We start from the raw sequence: 16,677 nt of genomic DNA, 5'->3' as shown, positions 1-16,677 counted from the left end.
TATTACTTTTTGGAAGTAGCTTCTAAGTGCTTAGCGTGGAAGGGAGTTTATTATGGAAAAACTAAAAATTGCCGGTGGTTACCCTTTAAAGGGAAGCATTCGTGTCAGTGGAGCAAAAAATAGTGCAGTTGCCCTTATTCCTGCAACAATTTTAGCGGACTCTCCCGTAACGATTGAAGGCCTGCCTGATATCTCGGATGTACAGATGCTGAAAGCGTTAATGGAGGAGATTGGCGGTGAGGTATCCTTCGATGAAGGAGAAATGACAGTCAACCCCAGCAGGATGATTTCAATGCCCCTTCCCAATGGAAGGGTCAAGAAGTTACGTGCCTCTTATTATTTAATGGGGGCAATGCTTGGTAAATTCAAAAAGGCAGTGATCGGCTTGCCTGGCGGCTGCCATTTAGGACCTCGCCCGATAGATCAGCATATTAAGGGGTTTGAAGCACTGGGCGCACAAGTGACGAATGAACAAGGAGCCATTTACCTTAGGGCGGACGAGCTAAGGGGAGCACGCATATATTTGGATGTCGTTAGTGTAGGGGCGACGATCAATATCATGCTTGCCGCCGTTTTGGCCAAAGGCCGCACTGTGATAGAAAATGCTGCGAAAGAACCTGAAATCATCGATGTTGCCACATTGTTGACCAATATGGGAGCGAAAATAAAGGGTGCAGGAACGGATATCATTCGTATTGATGGTGTGGAAAGTTTGCATGGATGTAAGCATACAATCATACCGGATCGGATTGAAGCCGGCACTTTCATGATTTTAGCGGCTGCTGTCGGGGAAGGAATTCTGATTGATAATGTCATTCCCCAGCATTTGGAGTCATTGACTTCCAAATTAAGGGAAATGGGGATTAATATTGAAGCGGGTGATGACCAAATATTCGTCTCACCGGGAGAACAATATAAATCCGTTGATATCAAGACATTGGTTTACCCTGGATTCCCAACGGATCTTCAGCAACCATTCACTTCCCTCTTAACAAAAGCAACCGGTTCCAGCATGGTCACCGATACGATATATGGGGCACGATTTAAGCATATTGATGAACTGCGACGCATGAATGCGAAGATAAAGGTCGAGGGCAGATCGGGCATCGTCGATGGTCCTGTCCAACTTCATGGGGCAAAAGTGAAGGCAAGCGATTTACGTGCCGGAGCGGCTCTTGTAATTGCCGGTTTAATGGCTGAAGGGATTACAGAAGTGACCGGGCTTGAACATATAGATCGCGGTTATAGCCATCTTGTTGAAAAACTTTCCGGTTTGGGAGCGACGATTTGGCGTGAAGAAATGACGCAAGAAGAAGTGGAGCAGCTTAAAAGCTGATCCCTTTTCTTGTTACCTCATTGTGTTACTATATATGATATAATGTGTTATACTAATATGTAAATAAATCATGCTAGTGTACATGAGGGGGAACCGGAAATGGAAAGAAGTTTATCGATGGAGCTTGTCCGCGTAACAGAGGCGGCGGCCCTAAATTCAGCTCGTTGGATGGGAAGAGGAAAGAAAGACGAAGCAGATGATGCAGCAACAACTGCAATGCGGGATGTTTTCAATACTATTCCCATGCAAGGAACGGTTGTAATCGGTGAAGGGGAAATGGATGAAGCGCCAATGCTTTATATTGGCGAAAAACTTGGTACCGGTCTTGGGCCACTAGTGGATGTTGCGGTTGATCCATTAGAAGGAACGAACATCGTTGCATCAGGCGGCTGGAATGCTTTGGCTGTATTGGCGATAGCTGATAAGGGGAACTTGCTTCATGCCCCGGATATGTATATGGATAAAATAGCTGTCGGACCAGAGGCTGTTGGTCAGATTGATATCAATGCCTCCGTGTTGGACAACCTGAAAGCGGTAGCCAAGGCAAAAAATAAAGATATTCAAGACGTGGTTGCAACAGTATTGAACCGCGATCGTCATTCGAAGATCATTCATGAACTTCGTGAGGCAGGGGCACGTATCAAGTTGATCAACGATGGAGATGTAGCGGGAGCCATAAATACTGCCTTCGATCTTACCGGTGTTGACATCTTATTCGGATCTGGCGGAGCTCCAGAAGGAGTTATTGCAGCCGTTGCCTTGAAATGCCTTGGAGGGGAAATTCAAGGCAAGCTCGTTCCTCAAAGTGATGAAGAAGTGGAACGCTGTGGAAAAATGGGCCTTGATTTAGGAAGAGTCCTCAGAATGGAAGACCTTGTTCGCGGAGATGATGCAATTTTTGCAGCAACAGGTGTGACTGATGGAGAACTTTTACGCGGTGTACAATTTAAAGGGAATTACGGAGAAACACAATCCGTAGTCATGCGTGCTAAATCTGGTACCGTTCGTTTCATTGATGGTCGTCACAGTCTTAAGATTAAACCGAATGGTTTGATTGACTGATAGCGTTTTTTAGAAAAATCACTTTTAAAAAGCGAGCGGTTTCATCGCTCGCTTTCTCTTTTAAAAAATTTAAGTTGAATAATTAAAATAAAAAAAGTAAAATAAAGCTTGGTCTACTATTAATAATTAAAAATCTGCCCTTTCACTCCAAACTTCAAGAAGCCTTCAATTAATTTTCTTCTTTACATGTAAAAATGTATCATCCTTTCTAAGAAAACTCTGGTCGGGTACATGGATTGCGGTTTTTCTTCCATCTAACAAACCATTTCTTTTTCAGTATGGGTGAAAACGTTTAATTAATAAAAGTGTGGTGTCATAATGAATTTAACTATTTCTAATTTAGAAAACATGAAACTAAAGGATCTCTATGAGCACGCGCGTGAATATAAAGTTTCCTATTACAGCAAACTTTCAAAAAAGGAACTTATTTTCGCTATCCTGAAAGCACAAGCTGAGCAGGATGGTCTCCTATTCATGGAGGGCGTTTTAGAAATCATCCCTTCAGAGGGCTTCGGTTTCCTGCGTCCAATTAATTATTCTCCAAGCTCGGAGGATATTTATATTTCTGCTTCACAGATCCGCAGATTCGATTTGCGAAATGGAGATAAAGTGTCCGGTAAGGTAAGGCCTCCAAAAGAAAATGAGCGCTATTATGGATTGCTGCATGTTGAAGCAGTCAATGGTGATAATCCGGAATCTGCAAAAGAGCGTGTCCACTTTCCAGGTTTAACACCGCTGTATCCAAATAGGCAAATTAAACTGGAAACGACACCGAAGAACTTATCAACCAGGATTATGGATGTCCTGGCACCGGTCGGTTTTGGACAGCGTGGGCTGATCGTCGCACCGCCAAAAGCCGGTAAAACGATGCTCATCAAGGAAATTGCCAATGCGATAACCACAAACCATCCTGAATCGGAATTGATTGTGCTGTTGATTGATGAACGTCCGGAAGAAGTGACTGACATTGAACGTTCCGTTGCTGGGGACGTGGTAAGTTCAACGTTCGATGAAGTGCCGGAAAACCATATCAAGGTAGCTGAGCTAGTGTTAGAACGAGCCATGCGCCTTGTGGAGCATAAACGTGATGTAATCATTTTAATGGACAGCATCACTCGACTTGCCCGTGCTTACAACCTTGTCATTCCGCCGAGCGGACGTACATTATCAGGGGGGATTGACCCTGCTGCATTCCACCGTCCAAAACGCTTTTTCGGAGCGGCGAGGAATATCGAGGAAGGCGGCAGCCTGACGATCCTTGCTACAGCATTGGTAGATACGGGTTCAAGAATGGACGATGTCATTTATGAAGAATTTAAAGGTACGGGTAATATGGAGCTGCATTTAGATCGTGCCCTTGCCGAAAGACGCATCTTCCCGGCAATTGATATTCGCCGCTCAGGCACTCGTAAAGAAGAATTGTTAATTCCGAAAGATCGCCTGGATAAACTATGGGCCATCAGGAAAACGATGTCGGATTCGCCTGATTTCTCGGAGAAATTCCTTCGCCGTCTAAAACTGACAAAGGGTAATGAAGAATTTTTCAGTAAGCTGGATGAAGAGATGTCAGAAATGAAAAAGGGGCCGGCGAGCGTAAAACGTTCTTAAGCCCTGTAAGAAACAAACAGTTGCACAACTAGTATTAAGTTGTTATAATGAGTTCATGTGTTTTTACAATAAATGTGAGGGTGTTTTTCCCTCAACTTGAAGTATATAACTCTGTTTCGAATGATTCAGGGCATAAGGAGCTGAAAAGAATGAAAACTGGAATTCATCCAAATTATAAGCTTTCAAAAGTAATTTGCTCTTGCGGAAACACTTTTGAAACTGGTTCAGTTAAAGAAGAGATCAAAGTTGAGACTTGTTCAGAATGCCATCCATTCTACACTGGTCGTCAAAAATTCGCTGAAGCTGGCGGACGTGTTGATCGTTTCAACAAAAAATACGGTATTAAATAAGCCGGACTTTTTAAAAAACAGGCAAGTATTTTTCTTGCCTGTTTTTTCTTTTCCATAAACAAGTAAGAATTTATATAAAGCCGGGTCGACTTCAATTATGGCCAAGGGATCGACAGGTGGAAGGGAGTAGCTGTTTCCATGTATCTAATGAAACAAACAGGCTGGATCGAGCTTATTTGCGGAAGCATGTTTTCGGGTAAATCCGAGGAATTGATTAAACGAGTCAGCCGTGCTCAATTTGCTAAAGAGCAAATAGCTGTATTTAAACCAGCTATTGATAATCGCTATGCGGAAGAGGCTGTCGTATCACACAATGGCTCTTCTGTGATGGCAAAACCGATTGCCCATTCAACGGATATCTTTAAGTATTTGGACAAGCCCCTGGATATCATTGCAATAGATGAAGTGCAATTTTTTGATCATGAAATTATCGGGGTTGCCCAGCATCTTGCGGACAGCGGTTATCGAGTGATTATGGCTGGACTCGATCAAGATTTCCGAGGTGAACCATTCGGTCCTATGCCTGTTCTATTATCGCTGGCAGAATCGGTGACTAAGCTGCAGGCTGTGTGTGAAGTGTGCGGATCACCTGCGAGCAGGACACAGCGCTTGATAGATGGGGAGCCGGCCTCCTATGATGAGCCGATCATCCTTGTGGGTGCATCGGAATCATACGAGCCCCGCTGCCGCCATCATCACGAAGTTCCGGGTAAGCAGCCTGTTGGGATTAAAGAACGTATTTGAATGATGGTGCCCTATGATCCAATGTGGTCGTAGGGTGCTTTTTTTTGTTGGGAATAATAATAAAAGGTGGGCTTATTCAAGTGGTATGACAAATACATGGAAGCGAAATAAAAGATAAATATTGCCCCATTTTGGGTAGGCTAACGAGGAAATGTTCTTCTTAACCAGTCAAAATGGAGGGAAAAAATATGAAATCAAAACTGCTTATCATGACAGCCTTTTTACTTGCTGCACTAACGGCATGCGGTCAAAATGACAATGCGATAAATAATGATTCGGAATATGGGGATCAATCCCGGGATGGCAAGGATTTTGTTGGCAATGGTTTAAAACGTGTATCCAATAATGATTGGGACAATGAAGCGGAACGGCCATCAGATCAAATCCTCAATACACCGCATCATACATCCAATAATTCACCATCCATGGGGCAGCAAATTGATGATATCCGCGGGGCCATTGAATCGGAAACCAATTATGAGGCGGGCTCCGTTTGGTTTAATGGAAATACCATACATGTTACGGTCCATGATAAAGGCAAAATCAAGACGGAAAAAGAGAGACATAAGGAAATGCAGCGAATACAAAGCATTATAAACAGGGCTGTGCCTCAATATAATATAGATGTAAAATTAAAGAAATAACGACATTTTTGAATCTCTTTGACGTTGATTATTCACCTATACTATAATTAACCTAGAAGTGAACTGAGCTGGGGCACTGAGCTACTTATTTATAGTTAGAAAAGATGGATTACTTCCAATTCGTTTCAGATGTTTTGGAAAATTTATGAGGTGAATAATTTGTTTGATCGATTGCAAGCAGTAGAAGATAGATATGAAAGATTGAATGAACTATTAAGTGACCCGGAGATCATTAATGACTCCAAGAAGCTAAGGGAATATTCTAAGGAGCAATCCAGTATACAAGAGACTGCTTCGACTTATAAAGAATATAAGGCGGTTCGTGAGCAACTCCAGGAAGCGAAGGCGATGCTTGAGGAGAAGCTTGATGCGGAAATGCGTGAAATGGTAAAAGAAGAGATCAATGAACTTGATGAGACCATACAAGGCCTTGAGGATAAGCTGAAAATATTGCTTATTCCGAAAGACCCCAACGATGATAAAAACGTAATCATGGAGATCCGCGGAGCGGCTGGCGGAGATGAGGCGGCCTTATTTGCAGGTAGTCTATACCGGATGTATAGCCGTTTTGCCGAGGTGCAGGGCTGGCGGACTGAAGTCATTGAAGCAAATCCTACTGGGCTTGGCGGCTATAAGGAAATCATATTCATGATTAATGGCAATGGAGCTTATTCAAAGTTGAAATTCGAAAATGGAGCACATCGCGTTCAGCGAGTACCTGAAACGGAATCAGGCGGGCGGATTCATACATCCACAGCCACAGTTGCCGTTTTACCTGAAGCTGAGGAAGTGGAAGTTGAAATCCATGATAAGGATATTCGTGTCGATACCTTTGCATCAAGCGGTCCTGGTGGGCAAAGTGTCAATACGACAATGTCAGCGGTGCGCTTGACTCATATTCCGACGAATACGGTTGTATCCTGTCAAGATGAAAAATCACAAATCAAGAACAAAGAAAAAGCAATGAAGGTTTTGCGTGCCAGGGTGTTCGATAAAATCAATCGCGAAATACAGGCGGAATATGATCAAAACAGGAAGCTTGCCGTTGGAACGGGCGATCGATCTGAAAGGATCCGCACTTATAACTTCCCGCAAAACCGTGTTACCGACCACCGCATCGGTTTAACGATTCAAAAACTGGATCAAATCATGGAAGGTAAACTGGATGAAGTGTTTGATGCATTAATCATGGAAGACCAATCTTCAAGGCTGGAAAATGCAGATGAGTAATTCTGCCGTGAAAGTTTTTGAAGCCCTTAAATGGGCTTCTTCTTTTTTAAAGGAAAATGATCGTGATGCCAATGCTGGGGAAATCCTGTTACAGCACTTTTTAAAACAAACTCGCTCCCAAATGCTGGCCAACCTTCATGATGAACTTAGTGAAGCGGATTTTGGGCAATTTAAGGCCGCGATCGAGCTGCATGCTGAGGGAACGCCCATCCAATATATAATCGGCAGTGAAGAATTTTATGGACGGACCTTCTTTGTTAATGAAGAAGTGCTCATACCGAGACCTGAAACAGAAGAATTGATTTATTATACATTACGTAAACTCCCGGCCGTTTTTATGGAGGGGCAGAAGCTTCATTTAGCTGATATTGGGACCGGCAGCGGCGCAATCGCCATAACGATGAAACTTGAAAAATCAAACCTGTTGGTGACGGCAACGGACATAGCGGAACCATCGCTTGAGGTGGCGAGGAAAAATGCGGTATCACTTGGTGCCGAAGTGCAGTTCATGCAAGGTGATTTGCTTTTGCCTTTCATGAACATGAACCAGAAGGTGGACATCCTTTTATCGAATCCGCCATATATACCAGATGATGATCAAAAATCCATGTCAGTAGTCGTCACAGGACATGAACCTCATCGTGCATTATTTGCAGGAATCGATGGGCTGGATTTTTACCGCCGCTTTATGGAGCAGTTACCTTTGATCATGAAGGTGCCTGGGCTGATCGGTTTTGAAGTGGGCACTGGACAGGGTAAGGCGGTTGCTGATTTATTGGCGCGAACCTTTCCTGCCGCAGAAGTATCCATTGTAAATGACATAAATGAAAAAGATCGAATGGTCTTTGCTGCATTAAAGTGATCCGTCTCCCTTTTGTGAGACGGATTTTTTTATGGGCACCATCCTCATTATCCTTTGGAATCTATATTTCCAGCTATCAACTTTTTTTATTTTTACTAGTTTAAGATAGCTGGAAAATGGTGAGACTAATTCATGTGAGGGGGCGAAGGCGATGAAAACAAAACATTTAGCCATTATCTATCTATTAATCTTAACTATTGGAACGATCGTAAGTATATATATGCCTAAAGCGGAGATGGTCGGTGCAGAAGATACGAAGGTGATCCCGGATGAGGCGATCCGTCTGCGGATACTTGCTAATAGTGATGCAGAAAAGGATCAAGCGGTTAAACGGCTTATTAGGGATGAGGTAAATGAAGATATCACAAAGTGGGTCGAGGAGCTTACTTCTTTGGATGAAGCCAGGGATGTGATCACCTCGCATCTGCCGGATATCCAAGCGACGGCTGAGGCAGTTATAAAGGAACAGGGTTTGGAGCAGTCCGTTAAAGTCGATTTTGGACAAGCGGAATTTCCGACAAAACTATACGGGCAGTATTTATATCCGGCAGGGGATTATGAAGCAGTGATTATCACACTTGGTGATGGGGAAGGCGCTAATTGGTGGTGTGTTCTATTTCCGCCATTATGTTTCTTGGATTTTTCAAATGGGACGGCTGTAAGTCAAAGTCCGATTGTCGAGGAAGAGGATGAAGGATCCCTGGCTTCGGATGGGACAGCGTATGCTGCAACGAATGAAGAGGGTGAACCTGTTGCAGAGGGAGAAATTGAAGAAGAAGTGTTGGCTGAAAAGGAAAAAGGGCCCGAGGAAGAAGTTGAAGAAGAGGTAATGGAGGAGAGCGTAAAAGAGGAAGTAACAGAAGAAACGGTAAAAGAAGAGGTTGTAGAGCAAGAGGTAAAAGAAGAAGTGAAAGTAGTAAAAGATAAGGAACAAGTGGCAGAGGAAGTCAGTGATGGGAATGCTGAAGAAAACAAGGAGGAACTTGCGGCATCCAATGAACAAGGTCAACAATTATATGAAGGGGAAAAGGAGCCTGAGGTGGAAGTGAAGTCCTTGTTTGCAGAAATCTTCAATGATCTATTTTAAAAGGGGGCAGTGTCCCTTTTTTACTTTCAGATAATTATAAAAACATATCCACAGGGTTATTAACAAAAAATCAAAAAAATCTGTCATTAATCATTAATATCCACAAACTTATCCACGGATTCGATATGGTTATCCCCAATTTGTGGATAACACTTGAATTATGTGTATACTTCTTTTATACTTTCAAAGTATCTTTTAAGTGAAATTAGTACGTTAAATTGAAAATATCGTTCATATTAAAGCGATTATATAAAATAAGAAATGTTAAAAGGCGATGATGTTCAAGATGAAAACGAAAATTTGGTCAGTGGATAAAAATGTGGATAATTTACAAAGTTATCCCCAGATTACACAATCAGCTGAATTATTAAAGGCTAACCAAGTGGTTGCTTTTCCTACAGAGACGGTTTATGGACTAGGTGCGAATGCCAAAAATGACGAGGCGGTCAAAAAAGTGTTCGAAGCAAAGGGGCGTCCGAGTGATAATCCTTTAATCGTTCATATAGCCTCAGAAGAGCAGTTGTCAGGTATTGTAGAAGAGATTCCGGAACAGGCCCGGAAGCTAATGGCAGAGTTTTGGCCGGGTCCTTTGACTTTGATCATGAAACGAAAACCGGGCCAGTTATCAAATCTTGTGACAGCTGGATTGGACACGGTGGCTGTCAGGATGCCGGATCACCAGGTTGCCCTCGGCCTTATTCGTGCGAGTGATTTGCCCATTGCGGCTCCAAGTGCAAATACTTCCGGGAAACCAAGTCCCACTTCAGCTAAACATGTTGAAGATGACTTGATGGGCCGGATTGCAGGCATAGTCGATGGAGGGACTACGGGTGTCGGCGTAGAATCCACCGTACTTGATTGCACTGTTGAAGTCCCTGTTATATTAAGGCCCGGCGGAGTGACCCTGGAACAGTTGGAAGCTGTAATAGGGGAAGTCCGGCAAGATGTCGCTTTGAAGAATCAGGAAACGGCGCCAAAAGCCCCGGGCATGAAATATACCCACTATGCTCCGAAGGCCCCTCTATATTTAGTCAAGGGTAATCATTCATTCCTTCAGAAGCTTGTGGATGAAAGAAGAAGAGACGGGTTAAAGGTGGGCATCATAACGGCTTATGAGCATCAACAGGATTATAAGGCGGATTATGTGGTTGTCCCAGGTTCATTAGCTGATTTACATACTGTTGCGACAGGCTTATATGATGCTTTAAGACAGTTTGATGAGCTGGAGGTCGATGTCATTTTTAGTGAGATGTTTCCTGACCATGGAATAGGAGCTGCGATCATGAACCGGCTTGAGAAGGCTGCAGGTCATCAAATCATCAAGGAACATGTGCAATAAGGACTGATTTATTCTTCTATTTCTTTTCGGACATGCATAACATGTAGTAGGCACGTCCGAGGGAGGATTGGAATGAATACATTTGCTGGAGAAATCATCACCTTATTGCTAATGGCATTCGCGTTGGGAATGGATGCCTTTTCAGTCGGCCTTGGAATGGGAATGTTTAAGCTAAGGTTGAGGCAAATTCTTTTTATAGGGCTGACAGTTGGCTTTTTTCATATTTGGATGCCCTTGCTTGGAATGGGGGCAGGCCGTTTCATTTCTGAAAAATTCGGGACCTTCGCTACTTACGCCGGCGGTCTATTGTTGATCATTCTTGGTATACAGATGTTTATCCCTGGTAAAAAGGATGGAGCTGGTGTCAGGGAAAATAAGATGCTGGCTCCTGTCGGGAAAGGTCTATTCATTTTTGCCTTAGGGGTAAGCCTGGACAGCTTCTCGGTAGGATTAACCCTGGGGATTTACGGTGCAAAAACGATTTTAACCATACTTTGCTTTGGGTTTGCTGCCACCCTATTAACGTGGGCTGGACTTTTGCTGGGTAGAAAAATGCAGGGTTTGCTTGGCGTGTATAGTGAGATTCTTGGCGGAAGCATCCTATGTGCGTTTGGATTAAAATTATTGTTCTCTTTTTGAGCCGCTTGGCCTCATATCTATCCTTCCTCAACTGTTCCGGTTACCGGGGCGGTTTTATTTTTTCCTAAGACATGATGAGAGTGATTTTTTTGACTATAATAAACGGCCGATAGCTTATAATGAATAAAAAAGGAGGCGTCATACATGATCCGAGTATTATTTGTATGTACAGGCAACACATGCAGAAGCCCGATGGCAGAGGCGATATTGAAAAATAAGAATATTGCGGGCGTTGAAGTGAAGTCCGCTGGCGTGTATGCTTCATCAGGCCAGGATGCTTCGACGCATGCTAAAAATGTATTGATTGAAAATGGCATCGTTCATAATCATCATTCAACGCCTTTATCCGAGAAGGAAATGGAATGGGCGACTCACATTTTCACCATGACGGAAGGACATAAATCGGTCATTACCCGTGCATATCCCCAGATGACCGATAAGACTTTTACTTTAAAAGAATTCATTATTGACGATAAATTTGATAAAGACATAATAGATCCGTTTGGTGGTTCTGAAGGGATTTATCGGGAAACGTTCAGGGAGCTGCAGGAATTAATTGAAGAGTTGGTCTTAAGGTTTAAACAGTAAACAGGGTACATAATGTGGTCTCTGCAGTAAAAGATATTACTAAGCTTGTTGACTGTCAATTGGAAAGTGTATGATCAAGGCAGCATAAGAAGTGGCTGCTATTGCAGAAGAAACATCTGCTGGAGCGGAAGAAGTGACAGCTGACAAGCGAACAAGCCCTAGTCATGGAAAATGTCGGAAAATCGGCAATGGCAGCTAAAGTGCAAGCGAAAAAGTGAAGCAGGACCCTTACCCGCTTCACACTTGACATTTTACAGCAGGAAACCCAAGGCGGTTTCCTGCTTCTTTGAGGGGGATAAAAGATGGACATCCTTTATCTTTTCATAATTTTGTGACACAATAATATCAATAGAAAATGCTAGAGGAGGATTATGATGAAAGTTGCTATTGCTTCGGATCATGGTGGTATACATATCCGTGAAGAAATAAAGAATTTAATGAATGAGTTACAGATTCCATTTGAGGACTTTGGCTGTGAATGCACTACTTCGGTGGATTATCCTGATTATGCCTTGCCGGTTGCTGAAAAAGTGGCACGCGGTGAGTTCGATCGGGGCATTTTAATCTGTGGAACTGGAATCGGAATGAGCATTACTGCTAATAAGGTCAAAGGAATTCGGTGTGCTTTGGTTCATGATGTCTATAGTGCGAAGTTGACCCGCCAGCATAATGATACCAATATGTTAGCGATGGGAGAACGCGTCATTGGCCCGGGTCTGGCCAGGGAAATTGCACAAACATGGCTGACTTCGGAGTTTGAAGGCGGACGTCATCAAAACAGGATCGGTAAGATCACGGAGTATGAAGGTAAACACAGCTAATGCTTATGTTTTTTTTTAGAGAGACCCCTTTTCTTTTGAAAGCAAGTTTTCTTATTGAAAGGATGCGTTTTCATGACAAGTGATGCTACAGTTTCAAATGAGCTTGAGATATGGGAAAACCAGTTTCGGGAGCTTTTACATGAGTTTCAAGAACAGACGGCATTAAAAGAGAAACAGCTGCTGGTAATCGGCTGCAGTACAAGTGAAGTGATCGGGAAAAGAATCGGTACTGAAGGGACGCTCGATGTTGCGGGGATGATTTTTTCCGTAGTGAGGGATTTTCAAGAAAAAACGGGTGTTCAGGTTGCATATCAATGTTGTGAGCATCTAAACAGGGCATTGGTTTTGCAAAGGGAAACCGCGGTTCGACATGATTATGAAGAAGTTTCTGTTGTACCTGTAAGAACAGCTGGGGGATCGATGGCGACGTATGCCTATCAGCAATGGAAAGATGCTGTCGTTGTTGAACATATTAAAGCGGATGCGGGGATAGACATTGGGGACACCTTCATTGGCATGCACCTGAAGCATGTGGCGGTTCCAATTCGCTCTGCCATTAAAGAAATAGGGCATGCTCATGTGACCATGGCAAAAACCCGCCCGAAACTGATTGGCGGGGAACGGGCCGTTTATCAGGACATCTCTGAAAACAAGAGTTGTACTTAAGGTAAGTGAGACAGCATTTCTCGGATGGGGAATGCTGTTTTTTAATAGAATCTGAGCAAAATCGTATAGCTCAAGATAAGGTAAACAAGAAAAATTTTTATTTTGTAGTGCCAATAGAATAGAGATTTCGCTCATTAAATATAGGGTGAAAGGGCTATTCACCATGATTTTTGTGTCAAATACGAACGTTTTTAAATGTAAAAACATTTAATGTTCGATAAAAATAGACTATCACTTCTAAATTAGACATGTTAAAATGGAGTAGAATTTTCTAATAACTATTGGTAAGGCTTTTTCATGCTTTTTTGAAGGCATGTTGCACATAAATACTAAAAAGCGAATCACGCACAATTTGAGGAGGAATTACGGAATGAATCGTTTAGCAAAGCAAGATGAGCAAGTGTTTAACGCAATTCAACTGGAATTAGGGCGTCAAAGAAGTAAAATTGAGCTTATTGCTTCTGAAAACTTCGTGAGTGAAGCTGTCATGGAAGCGCAAGGATCGGTCTTGACTAATAAGTATGCAGAAGGATACCCTGGAAAACGTTACTATGGCGGATGTGAGTATGTAGATATCGTTGAAGATCTAGCACGTGAGCGTGCGAAAGAAATTTTCGGCGGGGAGTATGTGAACGTACAGCCTCACTCTGGAGCTCAAGCCAATATGGCTGTTTACTTTACTGTTCTTCAAACTGGAGACACAGTGCTTGGAATGAACCTTTCGCATGGAGGTCATTTAACTCATGGAAGTCCAGTTAACTTCAGTGGTGTTAACTACAATTTCGTTGAATATGGTGTAGACGAAAAAGATCACCGTATCGATTACAATGATGTATTGGAAAAAGCGCGTCAACACAAACCTAAATTGATCGTAGCGGGTGCAAGTGCATATCCACGGGAAATTGATTTCAAGCGATTCCGTGAAATTGCAGATGAAGTCGGTGCTTATTTAATGGTCGATATGGCGCATATCGCAGGTTTGGTTGCGGCTGGATTACACCAAAGTCCAATACCTTATGCTGACTTTGTAACGACAACTACTCATAAAACACTTCGCGGACCACGCGGCGGAATGATCATCTGTAAAGAAGAATTCGGTAAGAAGATCGATAAATCCATCTTCCCTGGAATTCAAGGCGGTCCATTGATGCATGTAATATCCGCTAAGGCTGTTGCATTCGGAGAAGCGCTTCAAGATGATTTTAAAGTGTATGCACAACAAATCATCGACAATGCTAAACGTTTGGGCGAAGGTTTGAAGAAAGAAGGGTTCACCCTTGTTTCTGATGGAACGGACAATCACTTGATTCTTCTTGATGTGCGCTCTACTGGATTAACGGGAAAAATCGCAGAGCATGTTTTGGATGAAATCGGTATTACCGTTAACAAAAATGCGATTCCTTATGACCCGGAAAAACCATTCGTTACAAGTGGTATTCGTATTGGGACTGCGGCAGTGACATCACGTGGCTTCGGATTGGAAGACATGGATGAAATAGCGGCAATCATCGGACTTGTCCTGAAAAATAATGAGGATGCAGCTAAACTTGAAGAAGCAAAACAGCGTGTTGAATCATTAGCGAATAAATTTGAATTATATCCTTCATTGTAATATTCTTTAGCCGCTCCCTTCTATAGGGAGCGGTTTTTTTGAACCTTATGGAAGTCAGAATGTGAGAAGAATCCGAATTGTGAAAATAGGTCTGACATCTAAACCTTTATTGAAGATTGAAACATTTTTCTGTAAAATAGGTTGAAGTGAATTTAAAAAGACACGAAAATTTTTCTATTCAAATAGGGAAATCATAAAAAAGCGCAAAACTAAGCGATGGAATTGGAGAGATGCTAAATGGGAAAAGTTTATGTTTTCGATCACCCGTTAATTCAACACAAATTAGCCTATATACGTGATATAAATACAGGAACAAAAGAATTCCGTGAACTAGTGGATGAAGTCGCTTCATTGATGGCATTTGAAATTACGAGGGATATGCCGCTGGAAGAGGTGGAAATCCAAACGCCTGTAAGCACGGCGAAAGTGAAAATGCTTTCTGGTAAAAAAGTCGGAATCGTCCCGATTTTACGTGCAGGTATAGGGATGGTGGATGGAATCATTAAGCTGATTCCTGCTGCAAAGGTCGGGCATGTTGGTCTTTACCGTGATCCTGAAACATTGAAACCTGTTGAATATTATGCAAAAATGCCAAGTGATTTGGCTGAAAGGGAATGCATTGTCGTTGACCCGATGTTAGCCACCGGCGGATCAGCCATCGAAGCGATCCATTCCATTAAAAAGCGCGGTGCAGTGAATATTAAATTCATGTGTTTGATTGCAGCTCCAGAGGGTGTGGACGCATTAAAAGAAGCCCATCCTGATGTTGATATTTATATTGCTGGCCTTGACGAAAAACTGAATGAACATGGTTATATCGTTCCAGGTCTTGGAGACGCAGGAGATCGTTTATTCGGCACAAAATAAAGAAAGAAGCTGAGGTGTCACGAATGAACAAACCGATAAAAGTCATGACCATTTTCGGGACGAGACCAGAAGCTGTCAAAATGGCTCCCTTAGTACTCGAATTTCAAAAACACCCAGAACATTTCAAGCCGATCGTTGCTGTTACGGCTCAGCATCGCCAAATGTTAGATCAAGTTCTCGAACTATTTTCCATTCATCCGGATTATGACTTGGACATAATGAAGGAAAGGCAAACGCTTGCTGACATTACAACAAGAGCATTAAATGGTCTTGATTCCGTAATGAAGGAAGCTAAGCCTGATATCGTTCTTGTACATGGAGATACAACCACAACGTTCGTCGCAAGTCTGGCTGCTTTTTATAACCAGATTGTCATTGGGCATGTAGAAGCAGGGCTGCGCACCTGGAATAAGTATTCCCCCTATCCGGAAGAGATGAATCGACAGCTTACCGGTACGATGGCGGATTTGCATTTTGCGCCGACTTCGAAAGCGGAGGAGAATCTGCTTAACGAAAACAAGAAGGATAATATTTTCGTAACGGGAAATACGGCAACCGATGCTTTAAAAACGACTGTAAGGTCCACGTATTCCCATCCGGTTTTAGATGGACTTGGAGAAGACAGGCTCATTTTGCTTACCGCCCATCGCAGGGAGAATCTGGGTGAACCCATGAGAAATATCTTCAGGGCCGTGAAAAGAATCAGTGCTGAGCATGATGATGTTCAAGTGGTATATCCTGTTCATTTAAATCCTCTTGTTCAGGAATTGGCGAATGAAATTCTCGGCGACGATCCCCGGGTTCATTTGATCGAGCCGCTGGATGTTTTGGATTTCCATAACTTCGCTTCAAGGGCCTATCTGATTTTGACTGATTCTGGAGGAATCCAGGAAGAGGCACCGTCACTTGGTGTGCCTGTCCTCGTTTTAAGGGATACGACTGAACGTCCTGAGGGAATAGCGGCTGGAACCTTAAGATTGGCGGGTACTGATGAACAAACCATTTATAATTTGGCGCATGAATTGCTCACGGATCAAGAGGTTCACGAAAAAATGTCCAAAGCTTCAAATCCATATGGGGACGGAAACGCTTCGGTCCGCATAGCAGAAGCCATCCGTTACTATTTTAAGCAAGTAAATATGCCACCAACTAAATTTGACTCATAAAAAAGGAAAAGCCATGCGCTTTTCCTTTTTTATTTGCATACTCCAAGTTTGTTGAG

General features: G+C 42.8%; 17 protein-coding genes. All 17 read left to right on the top strand.

Going from position 1 to position 16,677, the window contains the following annotated elements; translation table 11 throughout:
* The first annotated feature begins 52 nt into the window (after window positions 1–52).
* Complete coding sequence (locus tag ACFVS1_RS19715) at window positions 53–1,336, top strand: UDP-N-acetylglucosamine 1-carboxyvinyltransferase (RefSeq protein ID WP_352924087.1); 1,284 nt, start codon at window positions 53–55, stop codon at window positions 1,334–1,336.
* A 99-nt stretch (window positions 1,337–1,435) separates the two neighbouring features.
* Complete coding sequence (gene glpX, locus ACFVS1_RS19710; RefSeq protein WP_387549888.1) at window positions 1,436–2,398, top strand: class II fructose-bisphosphatase; 963 nt, start codon at window positions 1,436–1,438, stop codon at window positions 2,396–2,398.
* A 318-nt stretch (window positions 2,399–2,716) separates the two neighbouring features.
* Entirely contained in the window at window positions 2,717–4,006 is a 1,290-nt protein-coding gene (gene rho, locus ACFVS1_RS19705) for a transcription termination factor Rho (protein WP_387549886.1), read from the top strand.
* Window positions 4,007–4,155: 149 nt separating this feature from the next.
* On the top strand, window positions 4,156–4,356 hold the full coding sequence (rpmE, locus tag ACFVS1_RS19700) for a 50S ribosomal protein L31 (protein WP_034315847.1): 201 nt from the start codon (window positions 4,156–4,158) through the stop codon (window positions 4,354–4,356).
* Window positions 4,357–4,494: 138 nt separating this feature from the next.
* Complete coding sequence (locus tag ACFVS1_RS19695) at window positions 4,495–5,100, top strand: thymidine kinase (RefSeq protein ID WP_352924084.1); 606 nt, start codon at window positions 4,495–4,497, stop codon at window positions 5,098–5,100.
* Between the two features lie 188 nt (window positions 5,101–5,288).
* Window positions 5,289–5,744 (top strand): hypothetical protein, encoded by a 456-nt coding sequence (locus ACFVS1_RS19690; RefSeq protein WP_387549883.1) that lies wholly within the window; start codon window positions 5,289–5,291, stop codon window positions 5,742–5,744.
* Window positions 5,745–5,903: 159 nt separating this feature from the next.
* Window positions 5,904–6,974, top strand: coding sequence for a peptide chain release factor 1 (prfA, locus tag ACFVS1_RS19685; RefSeq protein ID WP_352924080.1), 1,071 nt, complete (start codon window positions 5,904–5,906; stop codon window positions 6,972–6,974).
* Window positions 6,967–7,836, top strand: a complete 870-nt coding sequence (gene prmC, locus ACFVS1_RS19680; RefSeq protein ID WP_387549881.1) for a peptide chain release factor N(5)-glutamine methyltransferase — start codon at window positions 6,967–6,969, stop codon at window positions 7,834–7,836. The genes prfA and prmC overlap by 8 nt, the downstream gene beginning before the upstream one ends.
* A gap of 151 nt (window positions 7,837–7,987) precedes the next feature.
* Complete coding sequence (gene spoIIR / locus ACFVS1_RS19675; RefSeq protein ID WP_387549879.1) at window positions 7,988–8,923, top strand: stage II sporulation protein R; 936 nt, start codon at window positions 7,988–7,990, stop codon at window positions 8,921–8,923.
* A 286-nt stretch (window positions 8,924–9,209) separates the two neighbouring features.
* Window positions 9,210–10,262: an L-threonylcarbamoyladenylate synthase gene (locus tag ACFVS1_RS19670; protein ID WP_387549877.1), complete on the top strand. Its 1,053-nt coding sequence runs from the start codon at window positions 9,210–9,212 to the stop codon at window positions 10,260–10,262.
* A 72-nt stretch (window positions 10,263–10,334) separates the two neighbouring features.
* Complete coding sequence (locus tag ACFVS1_RS19665) at window positions 10,335–10,901, top strand: manganese efflux pump MntP (RefSeq protein ID WP_352924072.1); 567 nt, start codon at window positions 10,335–10,337, stop codon at window positions 10,899–10,901.
* 144 nt (window positions 10,902–11,045) lie between these two features.
* Entirely contained in the window at window positions 11,046–11,489 is a 444-nt protein-coding gene (locus ACFVS1_RS19660) for a low molecular weight protein arginine phosphatase (protein WP_352924070.1), read from the top strand.
* A gap of 374 nt (window positions 11,490–11,863) precedes the next feature.
* Entirely contained in the window at window positions 11,864–12,310 is a 447-nt protein-coding gene (gene rpiB, locus ACFVS1_RS19655) for a ribose 5-phosphate isomerase B (RefSeq protein WP_352924068.1), read from the top strand.
* Between the two features lie 72 nt (window positions 12,311–12,382).
* Window positions 12,383–12,976 (top strand): TIGR01440 family protein, encoded by a 594-nt coding sequence (locus tag ACFVS1_RS19650; RefSeq protein WP_352924066.1) that lies wholly within the window; start codon window positions 12,383–12,385, stop codon window positions 12,974–12,976.
* A gap of 370 nt (window positions 12,977–13,346) precedes the next feature.
* Window positions 13,347–14,588 carry a serine hydroxymethyltransferase gene (locus ACFVS1_RS19645; protein WP_053536892.1) on the top strand — a complete coding sequence of 414 codons (1,242 nt, stop codon included), beginning with the start codon at window positions 13,347–13,349 and terminating at the stop codon, window positions 14,586–14,588.
* A 237-nt stretch (window positions 14,589–14,825) separates the two neighbouring features.
* Window positions 14,826–15,455 (top strand): uracil phosphoribosyltransferase, encoded by a 630-nt coding sequence (upp, locus tag ACFVS1_RS19640; RefSeq protein ID WP_101223839.1) that lies wholly within the window; start codon window positions 14,826–14,828, stop codon window positions 15,453–15,455.
* A 23-nt stretch (window positions 15,456–15,478) separates the two neighbouring features.
* The gene (wecB, locus tag ACFVS1_RS19635; protein ID WP_387549873.1) at window positions 15,479–16,621 is read left to right on the top strand and encodes a non-hydrolyzing UDP-N-acetylglucosamine 2-epimerase; all 1,143 of its coding nucleotides are present in this window, start codon (window positions 15,479–15,481) and stop codon (window positions 16,619–16,621) included.
* The last annotated feature ends 56 nt before the right edge of the window (window positions 16,622–16,677 follow it).

The organism is Peribacillus sp. NPDC058075, from assembly GCF_042885195.1.
GTDB lineage: Bacteria > Bacillota > Bacilli > Bacillales > DSM-1321 > Peribacillus.
Note: the sequence above shows the minus strand (reverse complement) of the source record. Positions and strands in the feature narration are given on the sequence as shown.

Coding starts and splice junctions, on each gene's coding strand:
- ACFVS1_RS19715 (WP_352924087.1), top strand. CDS start 53: ATGGAAAAACTAAAAATTGCCGGTGGTTACCCTTTAAAGGGAAGCATT.
- glpX (WP_387549888.1), top strand. CDS start 1,436: ATGGAAAGAAGTTTATCGATGGAGCTTGTCCGCGTAACAGAGGCGGCG.
- rho (WP_387549886.1), top strand. CDS start 2,717: ATGAATTTAACTATTTCTAATTTAGAAAACATGAAACTAAAGGATCTC.
- rpmE (WP_034315847.1), top strand. CDS start 4,156: ATGAAAACTGGAATTCATCCAAATTATAAGCTTTCAAAAGTAATTTGC.
- ACFVS1_RS19695 (WP_352924084.1), top strand. CDS start 4,495: ATGTATCTAATGAAACAAACAGGCTGGATCGAGCTTATTTGCGGAAGC.
- ACFVS1_RS19690 (WP_387549883.1), top strand. CDS start 5,289: ATGAAATCAAAACTGCTTATCATGACAGCCTTTTTACTTGCTGCACTA.
- prmC (WP_387549881.1), top strand. CDS start 6,967: ATGAGTAATTCTGCCGTGAAAGTTTTTGAAGCCCTTAAATGGGCTTCT.
- spoIIR (WP_387549879.1), top strand. CDS start 7,988: ATGAAAACAAAACATTTAGCCATTATCTATCTATTAATCTTAACTATT.
- ACFVS1_RS19670 (WP_387549877.1), top strand. CDS start 9,210: ATGAAAACGAAAATTTGGTCAGTGGATAAAAATGTGGATAATTTACAA.
- ACFVS1_RS19665 (WP_352924072.1), top strand. CDS start 10,335: ATGAATACATTTGCTGGAGAAATCATCACCTTATTGCTAATGGCATTC.
- ACFVS1_RS19660 (WP_352924070.1), top strand. CDS start 11,046: ATGATCCGAGTATTATTTGTATGTACAGGCAACACATGCAGAAGCCCG.
- rpiB (WP_352924068.1), top strand. CDS start 11,864: ATGAAAGTTGCTATTGCTTCGGATCATGGTGGTATACATATCCGTGAA.
- ACFVS1_RS19650 (WP_352924066.1), top strand. CDS start 12,383: ATGACAAGTGATGCTACAGTTTCAAATGAGCTTGAGATATGGGAAAAC.
- ACFVS1_RS19645 (WP_053536892.1), top strand. CDS start 13,347: ATGAATCGTTTAGCAAAGCAAGATGAGCAAGTGTTTAACGCAATTCAA.
- upp (WP_101223839.1), top strand. CDS start 14,826: ATGGGAAAAGTTTATGTTTTCGATCACCCGTTAATTCAACACAAATTA.
- wecB (WP_387549873.1), top strand. CDS start 15,479: ATGAACAAACCGATAAAAGTCATGACCATTTTCGGGACGAGACCAGAA.